Annotated in this window: 13 protein-coding genes and 3 pseudogenes; 13 read left to right on the forward strand and 3 right to left on the reverse strand. The window is 46.2% G+C overall.

The window, feature by feature from the left end:
* Nucleotides 1–87 precede the first annotated feature (87 nt).
* Both ACTWJ7_RS17830 and ACTWJ7_RS17835 read right to left on the reverse strand, forming a co-directional pair.
* Nucleotides 88–945 (reverse strand): HAD family hydrolase, encoded by an 858-nt coding sequence (locus ACTWJ7_RS17830; protein WP_301877089.1) that lies wholly within the window; start codon nt 943–945, stop codon nt 88–90.
* 24 nt (nt 946–969) lie between these two features.
* On the reverse strand, nt 970–1,602 hold the full coding sequence (locus ACTWJ7_RS17835) for an MBL fold metallo-hydrolase (protein ID WP_443145710.1): 633 nt from the start codon (nt 1,600–1,602) through the stop codon (nt 970–972).
* 357 nt (nt 1,603–1,959) lie between these two features.
* On the opposite strand from ACTWJ7_RS17835, the pseudogene ACTWJ7_RS17840 reads away from it, so the two are divergent.
* The 12 genes and pseudogenes from ACTWJ7_RS17840 to ACTWJ7_RS17895 all read left to right on the forward strand — a co-directional run bounded on the left by ACTWJ7_RS17840 (nt 1,960) and on the right by ACTWJ7_RS17895 (nt 15,650).
* A pseudogene (locus ACTWJ7_RS17840) lies at nt 1,960–2,699 on the forward strand (sugar-binding transcriptional regulator).
* Complete coding sequence (locus ACTWJ7_RS17845; protein WP_443145711.1) at nt 2,696–2,872, forward strand: sugar-binding domain-containing protein; 177 nt, start codon at nt 2,696–2,698, stop codon at nt 2,870–2,872. Before ACTWJ7_RS17840 ends, ACTWJ7_RS17845 begins: the two are co-directional and overlap by 4 nt.
* Before the next feature lie 297 nt (nt 2,873–3,169).
* On the forward strand, nt 3,170–4,879 hold the full coding sequence (locus ACTWJ7_RS17850; protein ID WP_301877085.1) for a cache domain-containing sensor histidine kinase: 1,710 nt from the start codon (nt 3,170–3,172) through the stop codon (nt 4,877–4,879).
* Nucleotides 4,857–5,624 (forward strand): response regulator transcription factor, encoded by a 768-nt coding sequence (locus ACTWJ7_RS17855; RefSeq protein ID WP_079349009.1) that lies wholly within the window; start codon nt 4,857–4,859, stop codon nt 5,622–5,624. The genes ACTWJ7_RS17850 and ACTWJ7_RS17855 overlap by 23 nt, the downstream gene beginning before the upstream one ends.
* 93 nt (nt 5,625–5,717) lie before the next feature.
* The gene (locus ACTWJ7_RS17860) at nt 5,718–6,866 is read left to right on the forward strand and encodes an ABC transporter substrate-binding protein (RefSeq protein WP_443145712.1); all 1,149 of its coding nucleotides are present in this window, start codon (nt 5,718–5,720) and stop codon (nt 6,864–6,866) included.
* Nucleotides 6,863–7,027 (forward strand): hypothetical protein, encoded by a 165-nt coding sequence (locus tag ACTWJ7_RS17865; RefSeq protein ID WP_443145713.1) that lies wholly within the window; start codon nt 6,863–6,865, stop codon nt 7,025–7,027. Before ACTWJ7_RS17860 ends, ACTWJ7_RS17865 begins: the two co-directional genes overlap by 4 nt.
* 106 nt (nt 7,028–7,133) lie before the next feature.
* A complete protein-coding gene (locus ACTWJ7_RS17870) occupies nt 7,134–8,018 on the forward strand; it encodes a carbohydrate ABC transporter permease (protein ID WP_301877081.1) in 885 nt (294 codons plus the stop codon).
* A 15-nt stretch (nt 8,019–8,033) separates the two neighbouring features.
* The gene (locus ACTWJ7_RS17875) at nt 8,034–8,861 is read left to right on the forward strand and encodes a carbohydrate ABC transporter permease (RefSeq protein WP_285075471.1); all 828 of its coding nucleotides are present in this window, start codon (nt 8,034–8,036) and stop codon (nt 8,859–8,861) included.
* A gap of 19 nt (nt 8,862–8,880) precedes the next feature.
* Nucleotides 8,881–11,141, forward strand: a pseudogene (locus ACTWJ7_RS17880) (FAD-dependent oxidoreductase).
* A 386-nt stretch (nt 11,142–11,527) separates the two neighbouring features.
* Nucleotides 11,528–12,808, forward strand: a complete 1,281-nt coding sequence (gene codB / locus ACTWJ7_RS17885) for a cytosine permease (protein WP_079349005.1) — start codon at nt 11,528–11,530, stop codon at nt 12,806–12,808.
* A complete protein-coding gene (locus ACTWJ7_RS17890) occupies nt 12,777–14,045 on the forward strand; it encodes a cytosine deaminase (RefSeq protein WP_301877079.1) in 1,269 nt (422 codons plus the stop codon). The genes codB and ACTWJ7_RS17890 overlap by 32 nt, the downstream gene beginning before the upstream one ends.
* Before the next feature lie 372 nt (nt 14,046–14,417).
* Nucleotides 14,418–15,650 carry a multidrug effflux MFS transporter gene (locus ACTWJ7_RS17895; protein WP_301877077.1) on the forward strand — a complete coding sequence of 411 codons (1,233 nt, stop codon included), beginning with the start codon at nt 14,418–14,420 and terminating at the stop codon, nt 15,648–15,650.
* A gap of 105 nt (nt 15,651–15,755) precedes the next feature.
* On the opposite strand, the gene ACTWJ7_RS17900 is transcribed toward ACTWJ7_RS17895, so the two are convergent.
* Entirely contained in the window at nt 15,756–16,652 is an 897-nt protein-coding gene (locus tag ACTWJ7_RS17900; RefSeq protein WP_301877076.1) for an AraC family transcriptional regulator, read from the reverse strand.
* Nucleotides 16,653–16,779: 127 nt separating this feature from the next.
* Here ACTWJ7_RS17900 and ACTWJ7_RS17905 point away from each other — a divergent pair.
* Nucleotides 16,780–20,166, forward strand: a pseudogene (locus ACTWJ7_RS17905) (DUF5107 domain-containing protein).
* The last annotated feature ends 14 nt before the right edge of the window (nt 20,167–20,180 follow it).

The following is a 20,180-nucleotide window of genomic DNA, read 5'->3' on the forward strand; positions in this document are numbered from 1 at the left end:
CTTTTTAAATGGAATCACAGATAATCTCTCCTTTGGGTGCCTATCTTATCGTTCAGTAAGTCATACTATTTCAGAAATGAGAATCGATTAGAGCAAGTAATTGTGGATGGCCTGTGCCACCCCGTCTTCAATGTTGCTGCCCGTAACTATATCCGCTACTTCCTTCACATGAGACTCGGCATTGCCCATGGCAATACCGATTCCTGCCCATTGCAACATATCCAGATCATTATCATAATCCCCGGCAGCCGCAACCTGCTGAGGTTCGATATCGTGTGCACGGCATAATCTCTCTAGAGCTTCACGTTTACTAATTCCAGCGGAGTTGACATCGAATCGCAAACTTCCAGTTCGCGTGCATTCAAACAATCCTAACCCGCCAAGGGTATGAAACAGTTTCTCGCGTGAGGCATGGTCCTTACAGATGACAGCTGCTTTGTAGAGCATGTTCGGCATATTGCGTACAAAGGCTCTGAAATCCTGTCCGACCTCGACCAATTGAATAAGATCAGCCTGATCCTTGTACCGTTCTTCCGATCCTTCTAATTCGGGTCGGATGACGACATTGTTCAAGGCCCAATTCCTGTTGATATCATTGATTTCCTGAACATAGAGCACATTGTATCCATAGAAATGAATGTAGGCTCCTTCTTGCTGGATAACATCCAACATAAGCAGAATATCTTCCGTTTTCAGTGGAACACCCTCAAGCATTTCACCTGTCACCGGATCTACGGTCACCGCTCCGTTAAGTGCAACCAGTGGGAAAGTCATGGAGACTTCCCGGGCATGAAGCCATACGGAAGCGGGAAATCGGCCGGATGCAATGGTGACATTCACATTCCCTGACATGAGTTGCTTGATGGAGCTTCGTGTCATGGGGGTTATTATTTTGTCCGGATTCAGCATCGTGCCGTCCAGATCAAGGGCCAACAATTTGTACATGAGAAGATCCCCCGATTAAATAGCTTACACGGTATACATTCGCAGTGGCTCGGGTATATCCACAAGTCCCCCATAGGAACGACTTGCTTCATGGCGCATCAACTCGAGATTGCCATCCCCGGGAAGATGAACCAGGACGAGCTGTTTTACATTGGCTTGTCCAGCAATCATGCCTGCCTGAAGTGCATCCATATGTCCCTGGCCGGTGGTATGCACACTGCCTTCACAGATGGTAGCCTCGCATAAAAAAATGTCAGCATCCCGTGCAAGTTCGATAAGAGAATCACAATAGGAGGTATCGCCGGAATACACCAGCACCTTGCCTTTATATGTGATCTTGACGGCATAACACGTAATGGTATGCTGCACCTGTACAAATTCAATCTCTGCACCTGCTAGTCGAATCGTGGTTGAAGGATCAATGGTAATGACCTCGGTATGCTCACCACGAAGACCACTCAGAAGCTCAACGGGATTATCCGGAGCATACAGCTTCAGTTTATGCGACATACGTCCATTGCGAATGGCGCCGGCAGCAGCATATTGGAGCACACCAAGATCTGCGATATGATCATGATGTAAGTGAGACAGAATAACACCAGATAGTGCCTCTACAACTGTCTCGGAGGGAGCTTGCTCATGACGCCACTGCCACAATCCAGCAAAATTTGTCCTTCATCTGTGGTTACAAGGTAACCCGCAGTAGCTCCTCCTGCGGCGGGATATCCCCCCAGTAACCTAAAATTTTCACATTCATCTTTTGCACCTCAGTCTGTCTTGTTCTGCATCCTTTACAAATGTTCCGTACAGTTACAATTGTAAGAAGGCTTTATTACTTACGTGTCAAACGAATGTCAATCTTGTGTAAAATGCCATTGGGCATATCTTCCTTGCTTGACTCGACTGTGAGTGCCATTCTATAGTGGGACATATGTACGGATGGAACTATAAAATCAAAAGGCGGACTTGTATGTGAACATAGACGAACGCAAAAATATGGTAAGAGTCTGTAAAATGTATTACTACGAATCCTGGACACAGGAGAAGATTGCCGAGAAGTTGGGTGTATCCAGGCCAGTCATATCCAAGATGCTCCAGCGTGCCCGGGAAGAAGGAATTATTGAAATTGTCATTCACGATGATGATCATGAAGTCTCCAAATTGGAGAACGAGCTGGAAGGTCTGTTCAATCTGAAGCAAGCGTTAGTTGTTCCAACCAAGGATCTCAACAAAGAATTGTTATCGAGTGCCGTGGGTAAGGCAGCAGCACAATTTGTTCTGAAATTAATCAAAAACGGAGATCGTGTAGGTGTTTCCTGGGCAATACGCTGTATCATATGGTTTGGGAATTTCCTCTGGAGAAAAAAGAGAATGTCAAAATCATTCCACTCGTTGGCGGAACAGGAAATTATCGAAATGAAATGCATTCAAACCAAATAGCCTATGAGTTGTCCAAAAAGTTGGGCGTGACCTGTGATACATTGTATGCTCCTGCAGTCGTTGAAACAGAAGAGCTGCGAGAGCAAATTATCGGCATGCCCAATATCTCGGCCGTGCTTCAAGAGGGAGAGAATATCGACCTCGCACTTGTAGGGATCGGGAATCCGTATTCGATGTCAACAATGGAACGCTCAGGTTATCTCAACGAGCAAGTATTAGCTGAGTTAGAAGAATTGAATACGGTTGCGGATATTAATTCTGTTTTATCACCCGTGAAGGCACGGTTACGGAACACCCCATCAATCACAAAGTGATTGGTCTTGGACTTGAGCAGTTAAAGAAGACAAAAACAGTGGTGGGTATGGCATTTGGTCTTCACAAAATTGATTGCATCCTGGCAGCTGTACGCGGAGAGTACATCAATATGCTGATTACGGATGAATCTACAGCAAGTCATATTATTAAGCTCACCAATGCAAAAAAATGAGTGCAGAAAGAACCTAACGACAGTCAATGATTTGGCTGTCGTTTTTTTACTCAAAAGAAAGAGGAGAACACCGCCAACTCCTCATCTAGCGCTTATAATTTACTATTGCGATCAGGCGTAACCTTCAGTAAATTGGGAGGTATACACCGATGGAAGGGCTGAGCAATAATCATGTGGACCCGATGGCTGCAACGAATAACCCCTGGCACCTTTAAACACCGGATTTTATTTTCCTTCCTGTTATTTCTCCTCGCGCCCATAGCCATATTATTCCTCTACAACTTCCGAGAAACAGAAATGATGCTTCAGCGGGACGCTTCGGACAGTAACGTCAAGCAGCTCGAAGGAATCAAAGCCGATCTTATCGATTTGATGAGTCTTGTGATGAAGACTGGGATGCTGCTGGATCAGGATTCTGTCCTTCGCGAAGTGATGCAGAAGCCGGAATTATACGATGCCATCCATCGAAAGCGGATTGTGGAAAATAAATTCGCTAGTATTGAAAACAGTTTTTTCCTTACAGGTGCTACGGTATTCTACACATTGATCGATTTAAAAGGAAACGCTTACACATCGTATACGCCGGAGAATTCTCTGAACTATGCCCACATCAGCACCGAGCCTTGGGTACAGGAGCTAAAGAGGGCTGAGGGACAGCGGTACGTATGGAAATCCAATGATCTGACGACCGGCGTTCGTGAGAGAAATGGTAATCGGATGCTGAGCCTTTATGAAGTGCTGCGGGACGACGGATTACAACCATTCGCCTACGGACGTTTTAGTATCGATTATGAAGAATGGTTTCAGGAGAAAACGAAAAAAAATCCATTCGGCAGCGATAGGGAAGGAGCCTATTTTCTGCTGGATGGACATGGAAATACGATGCTTCAATCAAAGTTAGGGGAGGACGTGCCCTCTACCGTGTCATCTGCCATAGCGACAGCAAGTCAGAGCCAAGGCCAGGAACAGGGACAGGATTCCTCTTCCCAATCCATTGTGAACAATCACATGCTGTATACCTATAGCAAAATTCAAGAGCTTGATGGTTATCTTGTGAAAAAGATACCTCTTTCCTTGTTATTTGAAGAGGTGAACAAACAGAAGCTGAGGTTTTATACCGTATACGGTGCCATCCTGCTGCTGTTTGTGCTGTTAACTTACCTCATTTCTTCAACCGTTACCGGTTCATTAAAGCAACTTCAACGCAAGATGGAGACCACAGTGAAATTGAACTTGAAGACAAAGCTGCCGGAACAGGGAAGAGGTGAATTGCTGGCGCTAACCCGAAGCTTCAATTTCATGATCGCAGACATCAATAATTTGTTGGAGCAGTTAAAGCTTGAGGAGCGGCAAAAGCAGTTTGTCCGATTTCAGGTGTTGCTGGGTCAGATGAATCCACATTTTTTGCTCAATACGCTGAATACAATTAAGAGCATTGCACTGGATAAGGACGAAGATGAGATTTACGAGATTTGTGTATCACTAGGAAAAATATTAGAAACAACGCTGAATTTGGAGGTTGACCTTATTCTGCTGAAGGAGGAAATTGTACTCATTGAATCCTATATGGATATCCAACGGAAACGATTTGGACATGGTATTGAGCTCCACTATGAAGTGTCCAGGGATCTGGAGTATGCGCTGATTCCGAAATTTTGCCTGCAGCCGCTGGTAGAAAATTCGTTGATTCACGGGTTTGGTCAAACACAGCTTGAGGGGCGGATCGACATTCGTGCATCATGCGACCATTCGCTGCTTATCTTGGAAGTTGTGGATAATGGCATGGGGATTAAGAAATCGCAGGCGAATCAGTTCTACCGGAAACGAAAAAGCATTGGCGTACAAAACCTTCGAGAAAGCTTGGAGCTTATGTTTAAGAACCAGCCAACAGGACTTCAATTGGAGTCGACGGACGAAGGAACGAAAGTTATCATGCATTTCCCATTATTGTTATCCAAACCATATTTGAAGGAGGCGAACACCATTGTGGCGCACATTGATCGTTGAAGATGAACAGTACGCGAGAGCAAGCTTACGCAAATTGTTTGCGAAGGCGAATGTCCCGTTTGAAATTATAGGCGAGGCGGTAAACGGCGAGGAGGGGTTGCAGTTGATCCGTGAACTGCAACCTGATGTGGTCATTTCGGATATTTTCATGCCGTTAATGGATGGCGTCCGGTTACTCCAGCTGACGAGAAAGGAAGGCTGCGAATGTCGGTTCGTTATGTTGACGGCAGTAAGTGAATTCGAATATGCCAGACAAGCGTTGGAATACGGTGCCTCGGGTTATTTGATGAAACTTTCTCTGGATTTGAAGGAACTCACGCAAACCATGGACAAAGTAGCCGGAGAACTGACAAGAATGGATAAGCTTCGCCTGGCAGATAAGTGGTTCCCAGATAAGACTGCCCAAGAACCAACGGATCATCCGGAGCTGAATCGAATGATCACCTACATTGAGGAGCATTTCGCCGAGGATGTGACATTAAAGAGATTGGCTGAATATGTTCGCATGGATGCCAGTTATGTTAGTGACTTATTCAAGAAAAAGACGGGGATTACGATGACGCATTTTATTCAAAACCGCCGTGTTCAAGCAGCAAAAATGCTGCTGACAGAGACGGAGAAAACAGTTAGTGAAATTGGCCGGTTGGTAGGCTTCGAGAACGACAATTATTTTATTAAAATATTCAAACGGTGGTGCGGATTAACTCCGAACGAATACCGGAAAGAACAAAAAATCGTTCTATGAATATCCAAACACCGTTCATACCCCCAATGGCAGACTGGTGATAAAGTTAAAGACGTAGCAAGCAGCTTATCAACTCGATAAGGGGGACTGTACATGAAACGTAGAAATTGGTTAAAGGCAGCTTTGATCACGACCTTGGCAGCTTCGATGCTCAGCGCGTGCGGAAACGCTAACAGCAACGAGGGAGCAAATGCAGGATCGGCAAAAGAAAATTCCGGTGAGACTATCAACCTCACGCTTTGGGGAGCTGTTCCTGCCGAGGCTGGACCTCAAGAAGTGATTGACAGCTGGAATAAGGAAAATCCAGATATTCAGGTTGAGTACTTCCGTTATGTAAATGATGACCCCGGCAACCTGAAGCTGGATACAGCGCTCATGACGGGTCAGGATGCGGATTTATTTATCAACTACACGATTAACCGCTTACAGAAGCGTGTTGATGCAGGAGTCGCTTTGGATCTGAGCAGCAGAACAGATTACCACATCGACGAGCAAATGGGAGTGGATGCCGCTCAATGGAAAATAGGAGATAAATATTATGGCATCCCGACAAAGAAAAATATGTTGTTCATCTGGCTAAACAAAAGCATGCTGGATGAAGCCGGTTTACCGATTCCTCCCGTCGATTGGACCTGGGACGACTTGAGAGAATATGCGAAAGCGCTAACAAAATCGAATGTTTACGGTCTTATGCAGCATGATGCTGCCTTTACCGCTGCAATTGATGGTACCATCGCGGGTCTTGGCGTAACCACACCGGAAGGAACATCTAACTTCAATAATGACCTTTGGAAAAAGCAACTTCAAATCGTGCATGACATGATGTTTGTGGACAAATCGACACCGGAATATGGAGAACAAGTAACAAGCAAGATGCCGGTAGATACCATGTTCTTGAAAGGCGAAGCAGCCATGTTAGCCGCAGGAGAATTTATTTTCCGCAACGCAAATAACCTGAAGGAATTTCCGCATGACTTCAAGATCGCATTCGCAACGATTCCCAAAGTATCCGCCGATCAAAAGGATTATAAATATGCAGGCGGTTTAGGTGACATGCTCTCGGTTAATGCAAAATCCAAACATCAGGATGCGGCATGGAAATTCGCAAAGTGGTATGCCGACGGCGGAATGCTGCCGATGGCAAGCGGGGACGTCTTCCATCCTCAAAGAGTGTTGATAACAAGCAGGCAATGGACTTACTGCTCAAGGGTGTTGAAGACAAATACGATACAGAGTCCATGAATAGCGTAGTGTTCGGTCAGTTCCCATCGTTCCAGCTGAATGTACCGCAGCAAGCGCTGGATGCCCGCAAGGAAGAATACGAGAAATACTTCCTGAATGAGCAGGATATCGATACAACGCTTAAGAATATGGCCAAACGCCATCAGGATTATATCAAATAATCGAATATCGATAATATCCTTAAGAGAGAAGAAGGATCTTCCGCTTCCTTCTTCTCTCTTTGTTGTATCTACAAAGTTCCATACGAGAAGAAAGGCAGTGTTTTCTGTGAAAAGGAACAGCTGGATTCGGAAACAAGGCTGGGTTGGCTACGCATTTATTTTGCCTAATATGCTGGGTATCCTGGCATTTTTTATTCTGCCTGCCTTGTACTCTTTCTTTATGATGTTCACGGACTATCAATTCGCTAATCCGAATTGGACGTTCACCGGATTAGATAATATCAAACGCCTTTTTGGTGATGATCAGTTCTATGCTTCAATCAAATATACGCTCATATTCCTGTTGTCCGTTCCAGTTTCATTAGCCATTGCGTTTCTTGTTGCCCTTGTGCTCAACCGGAACGTGTATTTGAAGGGATTGCTTAGAGGAATGTTCTTCCTGCCATACATCTCAAGCGGGGTTGCCGTTGCTTTTGTATGGATGCTGCTGTTCCAGCCGTCCCAGGGGCCAATAAATCAAACCCTTCGTTTTATCGGAATTGAATCACCTCCAGGATGGTTCGCCGATTCAAGCTCGGCGATGTATGCAATCGACGTTGTGCAAATCTGGTTTATGTTAGGCTACAACATGATTATCTATTTGGCGGCCCTGCAGGAGATTTCGACCGAGCAGCTTGAAGCGGCACGTATCGATGGGGCAGGGAAAGCAACTATTACATGGAGAATTGTATGGCCGCTTGTGAGTCCAACCACATTTATGCTTTTGATTACGGGGCTGATTATGACCATTAAATCCTTCTCTCTCATCCAGGCGATTACAGGTGGCGGGCCAAGCGGAAGCACCACGATTCTGTCGCTGTTCGTCTACAAAACGGCATTTAGTTATTATGAGATGGGTTATGCGTCAACCATTTCCTGGTTCCTGTTTGCGGTTATTCTCATCATTACCATTATGCAATGGGTCGGCCAAAAACGCTGGGTCCATTACTAGAGAGGAGATGGCTCTATGTTTAGAACAACTAAGATACGCTCGGTTAAGCTTTCCGTCACAATCCTTATGCTGATTGCAGGGTTGTTTATGATCGTCCCTTTTTTATGGATGCTCAGTACTTCCTTTCAGACCCCAAGTGAAGTATTCCGCCAATGGCTCCCTTCGAAGCTGGACTGGACCAGTCATAAGCGGATCTGGACAGGAAACTATAGTTTTTTCCCTTACTATTTGAACTCCCTTAAGATTGCCGTGATTGGTACAGCGGGTGCCGTTTTTATGTCTGCTTTTGCGGCTTATGGCTTTGCACGTACGGAATTTAAGGGACGCAATACACTCTTCTTGGTGTATCTATCCATGATGATGATTCCTCCTCAAGTCGTTTTTGTTCCGAAGTTTATCCTGTTTAACTGGCTTCATATTTATAACACGCATTGGGCATTAATTCTGCCTGCCATGTTCTCGATCTTTGGCGTATTTATGCTGCGCCAATTCTTTCTCAGTATTCCGAAGGAGATTACAGAATCTGCGTTTCTCGATGGTGCCGGTCATTTTCGAATTTTCTTCAAACTGGTGTTGCCGTTAGCCAAACCCGCGCTTGCAACGTTTGCCATTATCGATTTTTCCTGGCAATGGAATGATTATGAGAATGCGCTGGTATTCTTACAGAGTCCTAAGCTTTATACAATTCCTCTAGGTCTACAAAATTTCGTGCTGGAAAACAACGTAGACTATAACGGCATGATGGCAGCTTCTTCGGCAGCAATCATCCCTATGATTTTGATCTTTCTGCTTGGTCAGAAATATATCATTCAAGGCGTATCCAGTTCGGCTGTAAAAGGCTAATCCAAAGGAGGCTTATATGATGAAACGCGAAACGATATCATTCGATGTTACGGTCATTGGCGGAGGACTTTCCGGGATTTGTGCTGCTATTGCAGCGGCAAGATTAGGACAAAAGGTTGCGCTCGTGCATAATCGTCCTGTACTTGGCGGCAACTCCAGCTCGGAGGTGCGTGTATGGGTATGCGGTGCAACTGGGCATGGCGTGAACCGTTATGCCCGGGAGACCGGCATTATGGGTGAATTGTTCATTCAGAATCAATACCGGAATCCGGAAGGAAATCCGTATTTGTGGGACATTACGCTGCTGGAGGCGGTAAGAGCCGAACCTAATCTGACGCTGTTTATGAATACGGATGTTAGAGAAGTAGAAGCAGACGGTGAGAAGAATGCAAGGATCATTCGCAGCGTGAAGGGCTGGATGATGGGCTCCGAGCGTGAGATTACGTTTGAAAGCGAGAGGTTCCTAGATTGTACCGGTGACGGACTCATCGGATTTCTCGCTGGAGCAGCATACCGGATTGGTCGTGAAGCTCGACATGAGTTCGGTGAAGAATGGGCACCGGATGTTGCTGATGATATTACGCTAGGCAGTACAATGTTGTTCTATACGAAAGATACCGGAAAACCGGTACGATTTGTTGCTCCATCGTTTGCTAAAGACATTACGACAACCTCTATTCCGATAAAGCGTGTGATCCGCAGCGGAGATTCCGGCTGCCATTACTGGTGGATTGAATGGGGCGGTGAGCTGGATACGGTACATGAGAACGAGCAGATCCGGGATGAGTTATGGTCTGTTATTTATGGCATTTGGGATTATATTAAGAACTCCGGCAAGTTTCAAGCCGAGAATATGACGCTGGAATGGGTAGGCTCGATTCCAGGTAAACGCGAGTATCGCCGCTTCCTTGGTGATACGATCCTGACGCAAAATGATGTCATCTCTCAGCGCCCATTTGAAGACCGGGTCGCCTTTGGCGGTTGGTCCATCGACCTGCATCCTCCACAAGGGATGTACGCAACCGAGAGTGGATCCAAGCATCTGCATGCCGATGGCATTTATCATATTCCGTTTGGATGTCTGTACTCCCGGAATGTCAGCAATCTGCTGTTTGCGGGACGTAATATCAGTGCATCGCATGTTGCATTCGGAACAACCCGTGTCATGGCAACTTGTGCGGTAATGGGGAAGCGGCAGGTGTAGGCGCTGCCTTGTCGGTAATCAAGGGCATCACGCCTCGTGAACTGCGTGAGCAGCATTTGACCGAATTGCAGCAAACGATGCTGCGGACCGACGCCTCGATTATAGGTTTGCGCAATGTTGATTCTGCTGATCTTGCGAGAAAGGGAACCATCACGGCTTCAAGCACGATGACCCGAATTTGGCTCAATGAACCTTCCGAGGAGTACCGTCTGGTCGCTGACGTTGGATGGCTGTTTCCGGCCGATGCTGGGTTTGAAGGATTGACTCTCTTGGTCTCCGCCCGGGAGGCGACAAGTCTGACTATAGAACTGTGGGATACGGGGCGCCCTGAGAATTATGTACCGGCAAACTTCAAACAAGCTTTGCAGATCCAGGTCGATATAGGTGAACAGCAATGGCTGGATGTGCCTGCAGATTGTTCAATGTTTGGAGGCGATCCTTGCAATGTATTTATCATTGTTCGTGCGAATGAGGCAGTCAGTCTCTTTACATCAGCTGTTCCGGTTAGCGGCGTCCTCGCATTCGAGCGGGGAGTCAAACCCATAGTCAGCTCGGATCTGGAGGAGCATCAGCCGGATCAGCCCGTTATCGAATGGTCAATGAAGGGCCTTGTCCGAAAACCATTCTGTTTTGCAGTTGAGACCGGCGCTTATTCACCTGATAAAGTCATCAACGGCTACGTTCGTCCGTTTGGAGGTCCGCAGCTGTGGGTATCGGAGCCAATCGCAAACGACCGTGAAGAATGGATTGAAGTCAAGCTTCCAGAACCAGTGGATATCCGGGAAATCCACCTTACCTTTAATGACGATGTTAATGAGGATTTGATTAATTTGCATCATCACGAAACTCCGTTTTTGATTATTCCGGAGATGGTTAAGACATATGAGGTGCAGGCATATATAAATGGGGAGTGGGTAAGGCTTGCTGGTGATAACCATAACCGTGCTCGCAAAAAGATCCATCGACTTGAGAATCCGATACAGTCAGACCGGATTAGAGTTGTCATCAATGAAACGCACGGCGGAGATCGGGCAGAAGTGATTGAAATTCGATTATATGATGTTCATAGAAAATAAAAAAAATACTTTTAGACGGATAACATGGAGGACTGATGCCGATCAGCATCAAACCAACATTTACAGCGTTTCATAGTAAAGTAGACGATGCTGGTTAATGAGGGTTTTTAATTATTTTGGATAATAATGACATTGACAACGATAGGTTTTTCGAAAATAATGGGATGTAATTGAATACTGGTACCTTTAATTCAGTCCAGAGAGGCTGGCAAGGGCAGCGGATTTTTGTAATCACGCGTGAATCAGGGCATATCCCGTCAGGGATGCTCTGTGTCTTCGCGCGGGTTATGATGTGAAAAGAGGCTACTTGTCAGTTTGAGACTTGACGAGTAGCCTCTTTTTCTGCTTTTTTTGGTATCAGGACACTTTAAGTTGGAGGTATTCTGATGAGCAAACAAGATCAAGAGTTTTCGTGGCAAGAGGTGCCGAAAGCACAGAGAAACCATTTTTGGAAGACGTTAGCCGTGATGATGGGATTCACTTTCTTCTCGGCAAGCATGCTGGCTGGGGGGACGCTTGGAGTCAGCTTAACGTTCATGGAGTTCATCGGCATCGTGCTTGCGGGCAATCTGGTGCTCGGTATCTATACGGGAGCGCTGGCACATATCGCCGCCAAAATGGGGCTGTCCACACACTTGCTGGCTAAATACGCGTTCGGTGAGAAAGGATCTTACCTGCCTTCGTTCCTGCTCGGCTTCACACAGGTCGGATGGTTCGGGGTAGGTGTGGCCATGTTCGCGATTCCGGTCGCCAAAGCGATGGACTGGAACGTGTACCTGTTGATCTTACTGTTTGGTCTAGCCATGACGGCATCAGCCATCTTCGGCATGAAGTCACTCGTCATCCTGGGTTATATCGCAGTTCCGGCGATTGCCATTCTCGGCGGTTACTCCATGTTTGAAGGTGCAGGTACATTGGGCGGTCTGGAAGGCATGCTCGATTACACCCCGTCACAGTCGCTCACTGCGGCAGCAGCATTAACCATTTGTATCGGCTCATTCATTAGTGGCGGAACGCTGACGCCCGATTTTGCCCGATTCTCCCGGACGTCCCGGCAGGCGGTTACAGCAACTGTCATTGCATTCTTTCTGGGGAACTCCCTTATGTTCCTGTTCGGTGCAGTCGGTGCAATGGCTTATAACCTGGCAGATATCTCGGAGGTCATGTTCCTGCAAGGCTTGCTCATTCCCGCGATCATCGTACTTGGACTCAATATCTGGACGACCAACGATAATGCCTTATACGCTTCCGGTTTGGGCTTTGCCAATATCACTAAAATTTCGAAAAAATTCTTCGTTATCGTCAATGGCATCGTGGGTACCGTATTTGCCATGTGGATGTACAACAATTTCGTGAGTTTCCTGAATGTGCTGGGCGCGGCAATACCGTCGATCGGCGCCATTATCATCGCGGACTATTTCTTCGTGAAGCGCAGAAACTATAAACCGTTTGCTGACATGACTTTTAAAACGGTAAACTGGGTAGCGATGGCAGCTTGGGCCATCGGTGTTGCATTTGCCCAGCTGGCACCAGGAGTAACACCTTTAAATGCACTGATCGGTACGGCGGTGGCCTACATCGTGCTGATGCTGATCGTTCCTTCGAAAGAATCCAACAAAGAAAAGGGGAAAATGAATGATTATACAGAACGCAAAATTGCGGGGTAAAGAAGGTCTATGGAATATCGTCGTGAAGGACGGAAAGTTCGTACAAATTACGCAGGAGCTGATAGCAACGGCAAATGAGGAAGTGCTTGACGTCAACGGTTCACTTGTACTGCCGCCGTTCATTGAACCTCATATTCATCTGGATACTACGTTAACGGCAGGCGAACCGGAATGGAATTTGAGTGGAACGCTGTTCGAAGGCATCCAGCGCTGGTCGGAACGCAAGGCTTCCCTGACGCATGAAGACGTCAAAATACGTTCCAAAACGGCACTTAAATGGCAAATGGCCCAGGGCATCCAGCACGTACGGACGCATGTGGATGTCACCGATCCAAGCCTTACCGCTGTTAAAGCGATGCTTGAAGTAAAAGAAGAAATGGCGCCCTACATGGATATCCAGCTTGTTGCTTTCCCTCAAGAAGGCATTCACTCTTATCCGAACGGTGTGGAGTTGCTGGAAGAGTCGCTGAAAATGGGCGTTGACGTGGTCGGCGGTATTCCACACTTCGAATTTACAAGGGAATATGGCGTCGATTCGATGAAGGTCGCGTTTGATCTCGCCGAAAAATACGACCGTCTTATCGACATCCATTGCGACGAAATTGATGACGAGCAATCCCGTTTCGTGGAAGTCGTTGCCAAAGAAGCCTATGAACGCGGACTGGGCTCCCGCACGACGGCAAGCCATACAACGGCGATGGGGTCATACAATGATGCCTATACGTACAAATTGTTCAGATTGCTGAAGATGGCTGACCTGAATTTCGTCTCCAATCCGCTCGTCAACATCCACCTGCAGGGAAGGTTCGACACGTATCCGAAAAGAAGAGGGCTGACTCGTGTCAAAGAATTGCAGGAAGCCGGCCTTAACGTGTGCTTCGGTCACGATGACATCTTCGATCCATGGTATCCGCTAGGTACGGGCAACATGCTTCAGGTGCTGCACATGGGGATCCATGCTTCACAGCTGCTCGGTTACGACCAAATCGTGAACTCGATTGATCTTATTACAAAAAATAGCGCAAGAACGCTCCATATCGAAGATGTGTACGGCATTGAAGAAGGTAAGCCTGCCAATTTCATCGTTCTTGAAGCGGAGAACGAATATGAGGCTATTCGCAAACAGGCCGGCGTACTTTATTCGTACAGAGGTGGCCGTAAAATCGCGGAAACGAAGCCGCGGGACACGTCTATTATTCTTGAGGGCGGTTCGGAGAATGTCACGTTCAATAAATAATTCAATGTTTTGATTGAGACAAATCCAAATCAAAGCACCTTCAAGAAAATGAAACCTTGTCGACAGATAGGGAGATCTTCTTGGAGGTGTTTTTGCTTAATCTGCTTTAAAATTATGATTTGACTTACAGTTAACTCTATGTCTTATACTCCGAATATGAAAGAAAAAATAAGTGGCTTTTCTGGGGTAGGGCAGTTACAATTTGTTAGGATCAAACTAAATCTATGAAAAACCGTAGATAGATCAAACTCATTTGAATTCTTCGCCTTTAAACTAATGGGGGTGTGAACAGGAAAAGGAATGAACGCAAATGTATTGCAACGGGGATTCAAATAAAATAAATGAAGTAATGAATTGGAGATTTATAGAATAATGACAAAGAGTAATAATTGGAATGTATATGGCCTGGCCTTGTTGTTGGGTTTATTTTCAACCTTAGGTCCATTTACGATTGATATGTATTTACCGGCATTTCCTGAGATTGCAAAAAACTTCAATACAAACGCATCACTCGTACAGTTTAGTCTTACAGCTTGTTTATTAGGGCTAGGTATGGGACAACTCGTTATGGGTCCTTTGAGTGATGCTCACGGGAGACGTAAACCGCTGTTAATCTCCATGGCAGCCTATATTATTTGTTCCTTGGCGTGCGCTTTTGCTCCTAATATCGGACTATTGATTTTGTTCCGTTTCACTCAAGGATTTGCGGCTTCAGCAGGGATTGTCATCTCTCGTGCGATAGCTAGAGACCTTTACAGTGGACATGAACTCACTAAATTCTTCTCTCTACTTTTGCTTGTAGGGAATTTGGGGCCTTTGGCAGCACCGATCGCTGGAAGTGGCATTCTTTCATTCACGACATGGATTGGTGTGTTTATCTCACTCTCAGTTTTGGGCATTTTCTTATTAATCATGACAAAATGGGGTTTGAAGGAATCAAACCCACCTGAACGACGTATGGCCCCTGACTTCAAACAACAGTTGGGGAACTACAAAACGCTTCTACGTGACCGCAAGTTTGTTGGTTACATGCTGGCACAGGGAATCATGACGGCTGGGGTCTTTGCATATGTAGCAGGAACACCGTTTATTTACCAAAATATTTATGGAGTCACACCTACTGTATTCGCTATATTGTTTGCTTCAAACGGAATCAGCTTGATCATCGGTTCCCAAATCGTAGGTCGATTGGCACAGCGTATACCTGAGCAGACTCTTCTATTATCTGGACTGTGGCTTGCTTTAGTGGCAAGCGTTGCTGCTCTGGTGGTAACTATAGCTCATGGCCCGCTTTTCGCTTTGGTCATTCCATTGTTCTTCTTTGTTTGTTCCATAGGTATTACGTCTACTGCGGCATTCCCACTTGCCATGGAGAGCCAAGCCAAGATGGCCGGAAGTGCAGCAGCATTGCTCGGCGTTGTTCCCTTTCTTCTAGGCGCGTTGGTGGCTCCTCTGGTAGGTATTGCAGGAGAAGACACTGCGGTCCCATTAGGACTCACTTTATTAATGACCAGTCTCGTTGCGATTCTCACGTACTTCCTATTAGTTAAAAAAGTCTCGCATCACACGTCTCAACATACGCAGTCTGATCCTGATTTTAATTGAGAATATGTTGATCCTAGTTGAATTTAAAACCGTTGAACTTTAATTCAAAGATTCAACGGTTTTTTTATTGTGTGTAATCAAGGAAAGAAGGGGGATTTCTGCGGACTAACCTTTTGGAATCTTCCGATAGCTGGAAGGGGAGAATCCCGATATCTTCTTGAAAAGCCGAGAGAAATAATAGGGATCACTAATGCCTACTGCCGAACTGACTTCCTTGATGCTCAGCTCGGTAAGATCGAGAAGATGACCAGCCCGCTGAATTTTGAGCCGCAGGAAATATTCAATGGGAGCGATGCCAGTTTCAGAATTAAATAGAAAGATCAGATGCTGTTTCGATACCCCGACATGATTAGCCAATTCCGTAAGAGAAATAGAATCACTCATATGTACATTCATGTATTGAATCGCCTGTTCCAAATAAGTTTCACGTTTCTTCTCTTGTGCCGATTTGATGGCATTCAAACCAATCCCGGAGAGCAGCTGTCTTGTAGTTTGGGCCACATGTACATGGGTAGTCAGGGCGTATGTCCGCTCGGCCAGCATTTCATAGGTAGGTACGAACCATTCCATTAAACGGGCTTTGCCGCTTGGTGATAAAGAGAGTGAAGCGTTAGACAAACCAAACATCTTTACCAATCTATTCGCATGACTTCCTTTGAAATGAAACCAGTATATACTCCATGGATCTTCCTGCATTGCCCCGTAACGGTGTGCAGTTTCGGGTGGGATTATCACCATATCGCCTTGCTGCATGATTAATCGTTCTCCATGATTCAGCTCGACCCATCCTTCTCCCGCTTCGCAAAAGATGAAAATATGTGACGAGCTGCCTTCCAGACGCTCCCTGAAATGATATTGAGCATTAGCAAAATAACCGATATCCGTAATAAATAAGGTGGAAGTCAGTTCCTCCTGTTCCAGTTCTCTCATCCAATATTCCGGAAGTACATATAACTTCTCCTCTACAAATCCTTCAGGCTTGCGTATATGATCAGGACTCATTCCAGTTACCCCCGTAATTAATAATCAGAATAAGAATATAATCCATCACTTCCCGCATTTCGTCAATTGGAACCTTTCTTGCCAGAAGATACAGTATAACTATCAAGATAAGGGAGGCCGTTCTAACATGAAGCATGAGGCTGTGGATCGTACACTGGAGGAGAAATCAACCGGATCCAGTCAGGTTCAAGTGTGGGAAACAAACGTGTTGATACCTACATATGAGGCGGGTGAAGCTGACCCCAACCCTATGTTTCTGGAGAAAAGAGTCTATCAGGGAAGTTCCGGCCGTGTGTATCCGCATCCAGTGATTGAGAGTATCTCGGACGTGAAGCATCATAAAAATTACAAATTGGTTATTCTGGAAAATCAATATATCCGTATTGAGATCATGCCGGATATCGGGGCAGAATCTACCGCGCGCTTGATAAGACGAACAATTATGACTTCGTCTATTATAACCGCGTCATTAAGCCTGCGTTGGTGGGCCTTGCCGGTCCTTGGATCTCCGGGGGAATTGAATTTAACTGGCCCCAGCATCACCGCCCCAATACGTTCGGTCCGGTTGAATACAAATACGAAGCAACGGAAGATGGCAGTGCTACAGTATGGGTAAGTGAGATTGACCGGATGTACGGCACGAAAGTTACAGTGGCCTTCAAGCTCTATCCGGACAAGGCTTACTTGGAGATCAATGCTCAATTATACAACCGGACATCTGAGCCGCAGACCTTCCTGTGGTGGGCAAATCCGGCTGTAGCGGTTAATGAATATACGCAATCCGTGTTTCCTCCAGACGTAACGGCTGTATTTGATCATGGCAAAAGGGATGTCTCGCGTTTCCCTATCGCTACCGGAACCTATTACAAACAGGATTATTCGGAAGGCGTAGATATTTCCCGGTATAAGAACATCCCGGTTCCGACTTCGTATATGGCTTACAAATCCGATTATAATTTCGTCGGTGCATATGATCACAGTGCAGAGGCAGGATTGCTGCATGTGGCGAATCATCATATTTCTCCCGGCAAGAAACAGTGGACCTGGGGAACGGAGAGTTCGGTCAGGCGTCGGACCGTCAATTGACGGATGAGGATGGCCCGTACATTGAACTCATGACTGGAGTGTACACAGACAATCAGCCAGACTTCACTTGGCTTCAACCTTACGAGGAGAAGACCTTCAGCCAGTATTTCATGCCTTACAAAAACATAGGTGTCGTAAAAAATGCCTCCATTGAAGCAGCCGTCTATCTGGAGGTTGACGTTAAAGCCGGAGAGGCAGTGATTAGGGTATATGCAACCTCTGCACTTGAACATGCCATTGTGGAGTTGCGTGGAGCAGCAACCCGGTATGTACAAGAGACCGTTAAATTATCCCCGGTAGATGCATATCTGAAGGTCGTACCGCTGGAAAGCGGGAGAAGGAGCATGATTTGAAGCTTTCCGTCCGAAATAGGGAAGGCAGATTACTGATTTCTTATCAACCGAAACGTCCGGATATTGAGCAGGTCCCCGAAGCTGCGAGACCACTGACAGCACCAGAACAACTGCGTTCGACCGAAGAGCTGTATTTGGCGGGCCAGCATTTGGAGCAATACCGGCATGCTACGTTTGAGCCCGAAGCCTACTATCTGGAAGGCTTGAATCGGGATAGCGGTGATATCCGATTAAATGTAGCTTATGGAACCCTACTGCTTCGCCGTGGATTATATGTAGACAGCGAGCAATATTTCCGCAAAGCAATCGAGCGTTTGACCTGGCGCAATCCGAACCCATATGACAGCGAGGCCTACTATCAGCTGGGAGTAGCCCTTCGTGGCCAAGGCCGTTTGGATGAAGCTTTTACTGCTTTTCACAAATCGGTATGGTCGGCAGCGTGGCAGGATGCAGGGTACTTCTCTCTAGCTCAGATTTCCAGCATGAAAGGCCAGTACGCCGAGGCACTGGAGCAGATTGAGCGTGCACTCATCCGTAATTCACGAAACTACAAAGCACGTAATCTGAAAGCCGCTTTGCTGCGCAAGCTTGAGCTGATTGATAAAGCAAAAGGATATGCGCTTGAGACCATTGAACTGGATGTCGCGGATTTTGGAGCATATAATGAGTTGGCCTTGGCTCTTACGACTTTAGGGGATAACGCTGCTGCACAAAGTATTCTCTCTGAATTGCAGCGATTGATGAGAAATGATGCTCACAACTATTTGCATGTCATCGCAGACTATATGAACAGCGGTTTCTATGAAGAAGCCATTTCCGTAGGGGAAAGAATTGTGAACCTGGAAAAATCCGTCTATCCCATGCTGTATTATGCACTAGGTGAATTATATGAACGTACCGGACAACATGAACATGCTCATGAAGCTCGCCGTAAGGGACATTCGGCCAATCCAACCTATTGTTTCCCGAACACGTTGTTTGAACTTGAGCTACTGGAAAGTGCTGTTCATGCTAATCCGAAGGACGACAGGGCTCATTACTATCTCGGAAACTTCTATTATGATAAGAAACGGCCTATCGAGGCGATTGCGAGCTGGGAGCGTTCACGTGAACTGCGAGATGATTATCCAACTGTACACCGCAATTTGGGGTTGGCCTATTACAACAAACAGAACAATCCGCAAGCAGCTCTGACTTCGCTTGAACAGGCCTTTGCCTGTGCACCGGATGATGGTCGTATTTTCTTTGAACTGGATCAGCTTCGTAAGAAGCTCGCGTGGTCAGCAGACGAACGTCTCCATATCCTTGAAGAGAGGCAAGATCTGGTCGAGAAACGGGATGATCTGTATGTGGAATACGTAACCCTGCTAAACAATGCTGAATGTTATCAAGAAGCACTTGCTGCCTTGTCTCAGCGCAATTTCCATCCTTGGGAAGGTGGAGAGGGGAAAGTGACAGGGCAATATAAGTTGGCTCATACCGAGCTTGGTAAACAAGCGCTGCAAAACGGTCATTATGAAGCAGCAGCTCAGCATTTAAAACAAGCATTAGTTTATCCGTTGAATTTGGGTGAAGGAAAGCTGGAAGGAACTCAGGAGAATCATATTTATTATTATCTCGGCATGGTCTACGAAGGTCTGCAGCGGGAAACAGAAGCCATCTCCAGTTACACCACAGCTTCACAGGGCCTTGCTGAGCCGACAAGTGCGTTGTTCTACAACGATCAGCCGCCAGAGATGATCTTCTATCAGGGGTTGGCTTGGTTGAAGCTTCATAACGCGAAGGAAGCCAAGCGCTGTTTCAATAAACTGATTGATTATGCTGAAAAGCATATGTTTGATGACATCAAAATGGATTACTTTGCCGTATCCTTGCCAGACTTTCTGGTATTTGAAGATGACCTGAACCGTCGCAATGTAATCCATTGCCGGTACATGAGAGGCTTGGGACTTCTGGGGCTTGGCCGTGATGAAGAAGCCGAAACCGAACTTGAGTTGGTTCTCGAAATGGAGCCTAATCATCAAGGGGCGATGGTCCATAGAAGGTATCCTCGGCAATTGCGCGAAGGAGTTTAACCTTGATAGTCCAT

The sequence above is a fragment of the Paenibacillus sp. 1A_MP2 genome (assembly GCF_052244825.1).
Classification (GTDB): Bacteria; Bacillota; Bacilli; order Paenibacillales; family Paenibacillaceae; genus Paenibacillus; species Paenibacillus vandeheii.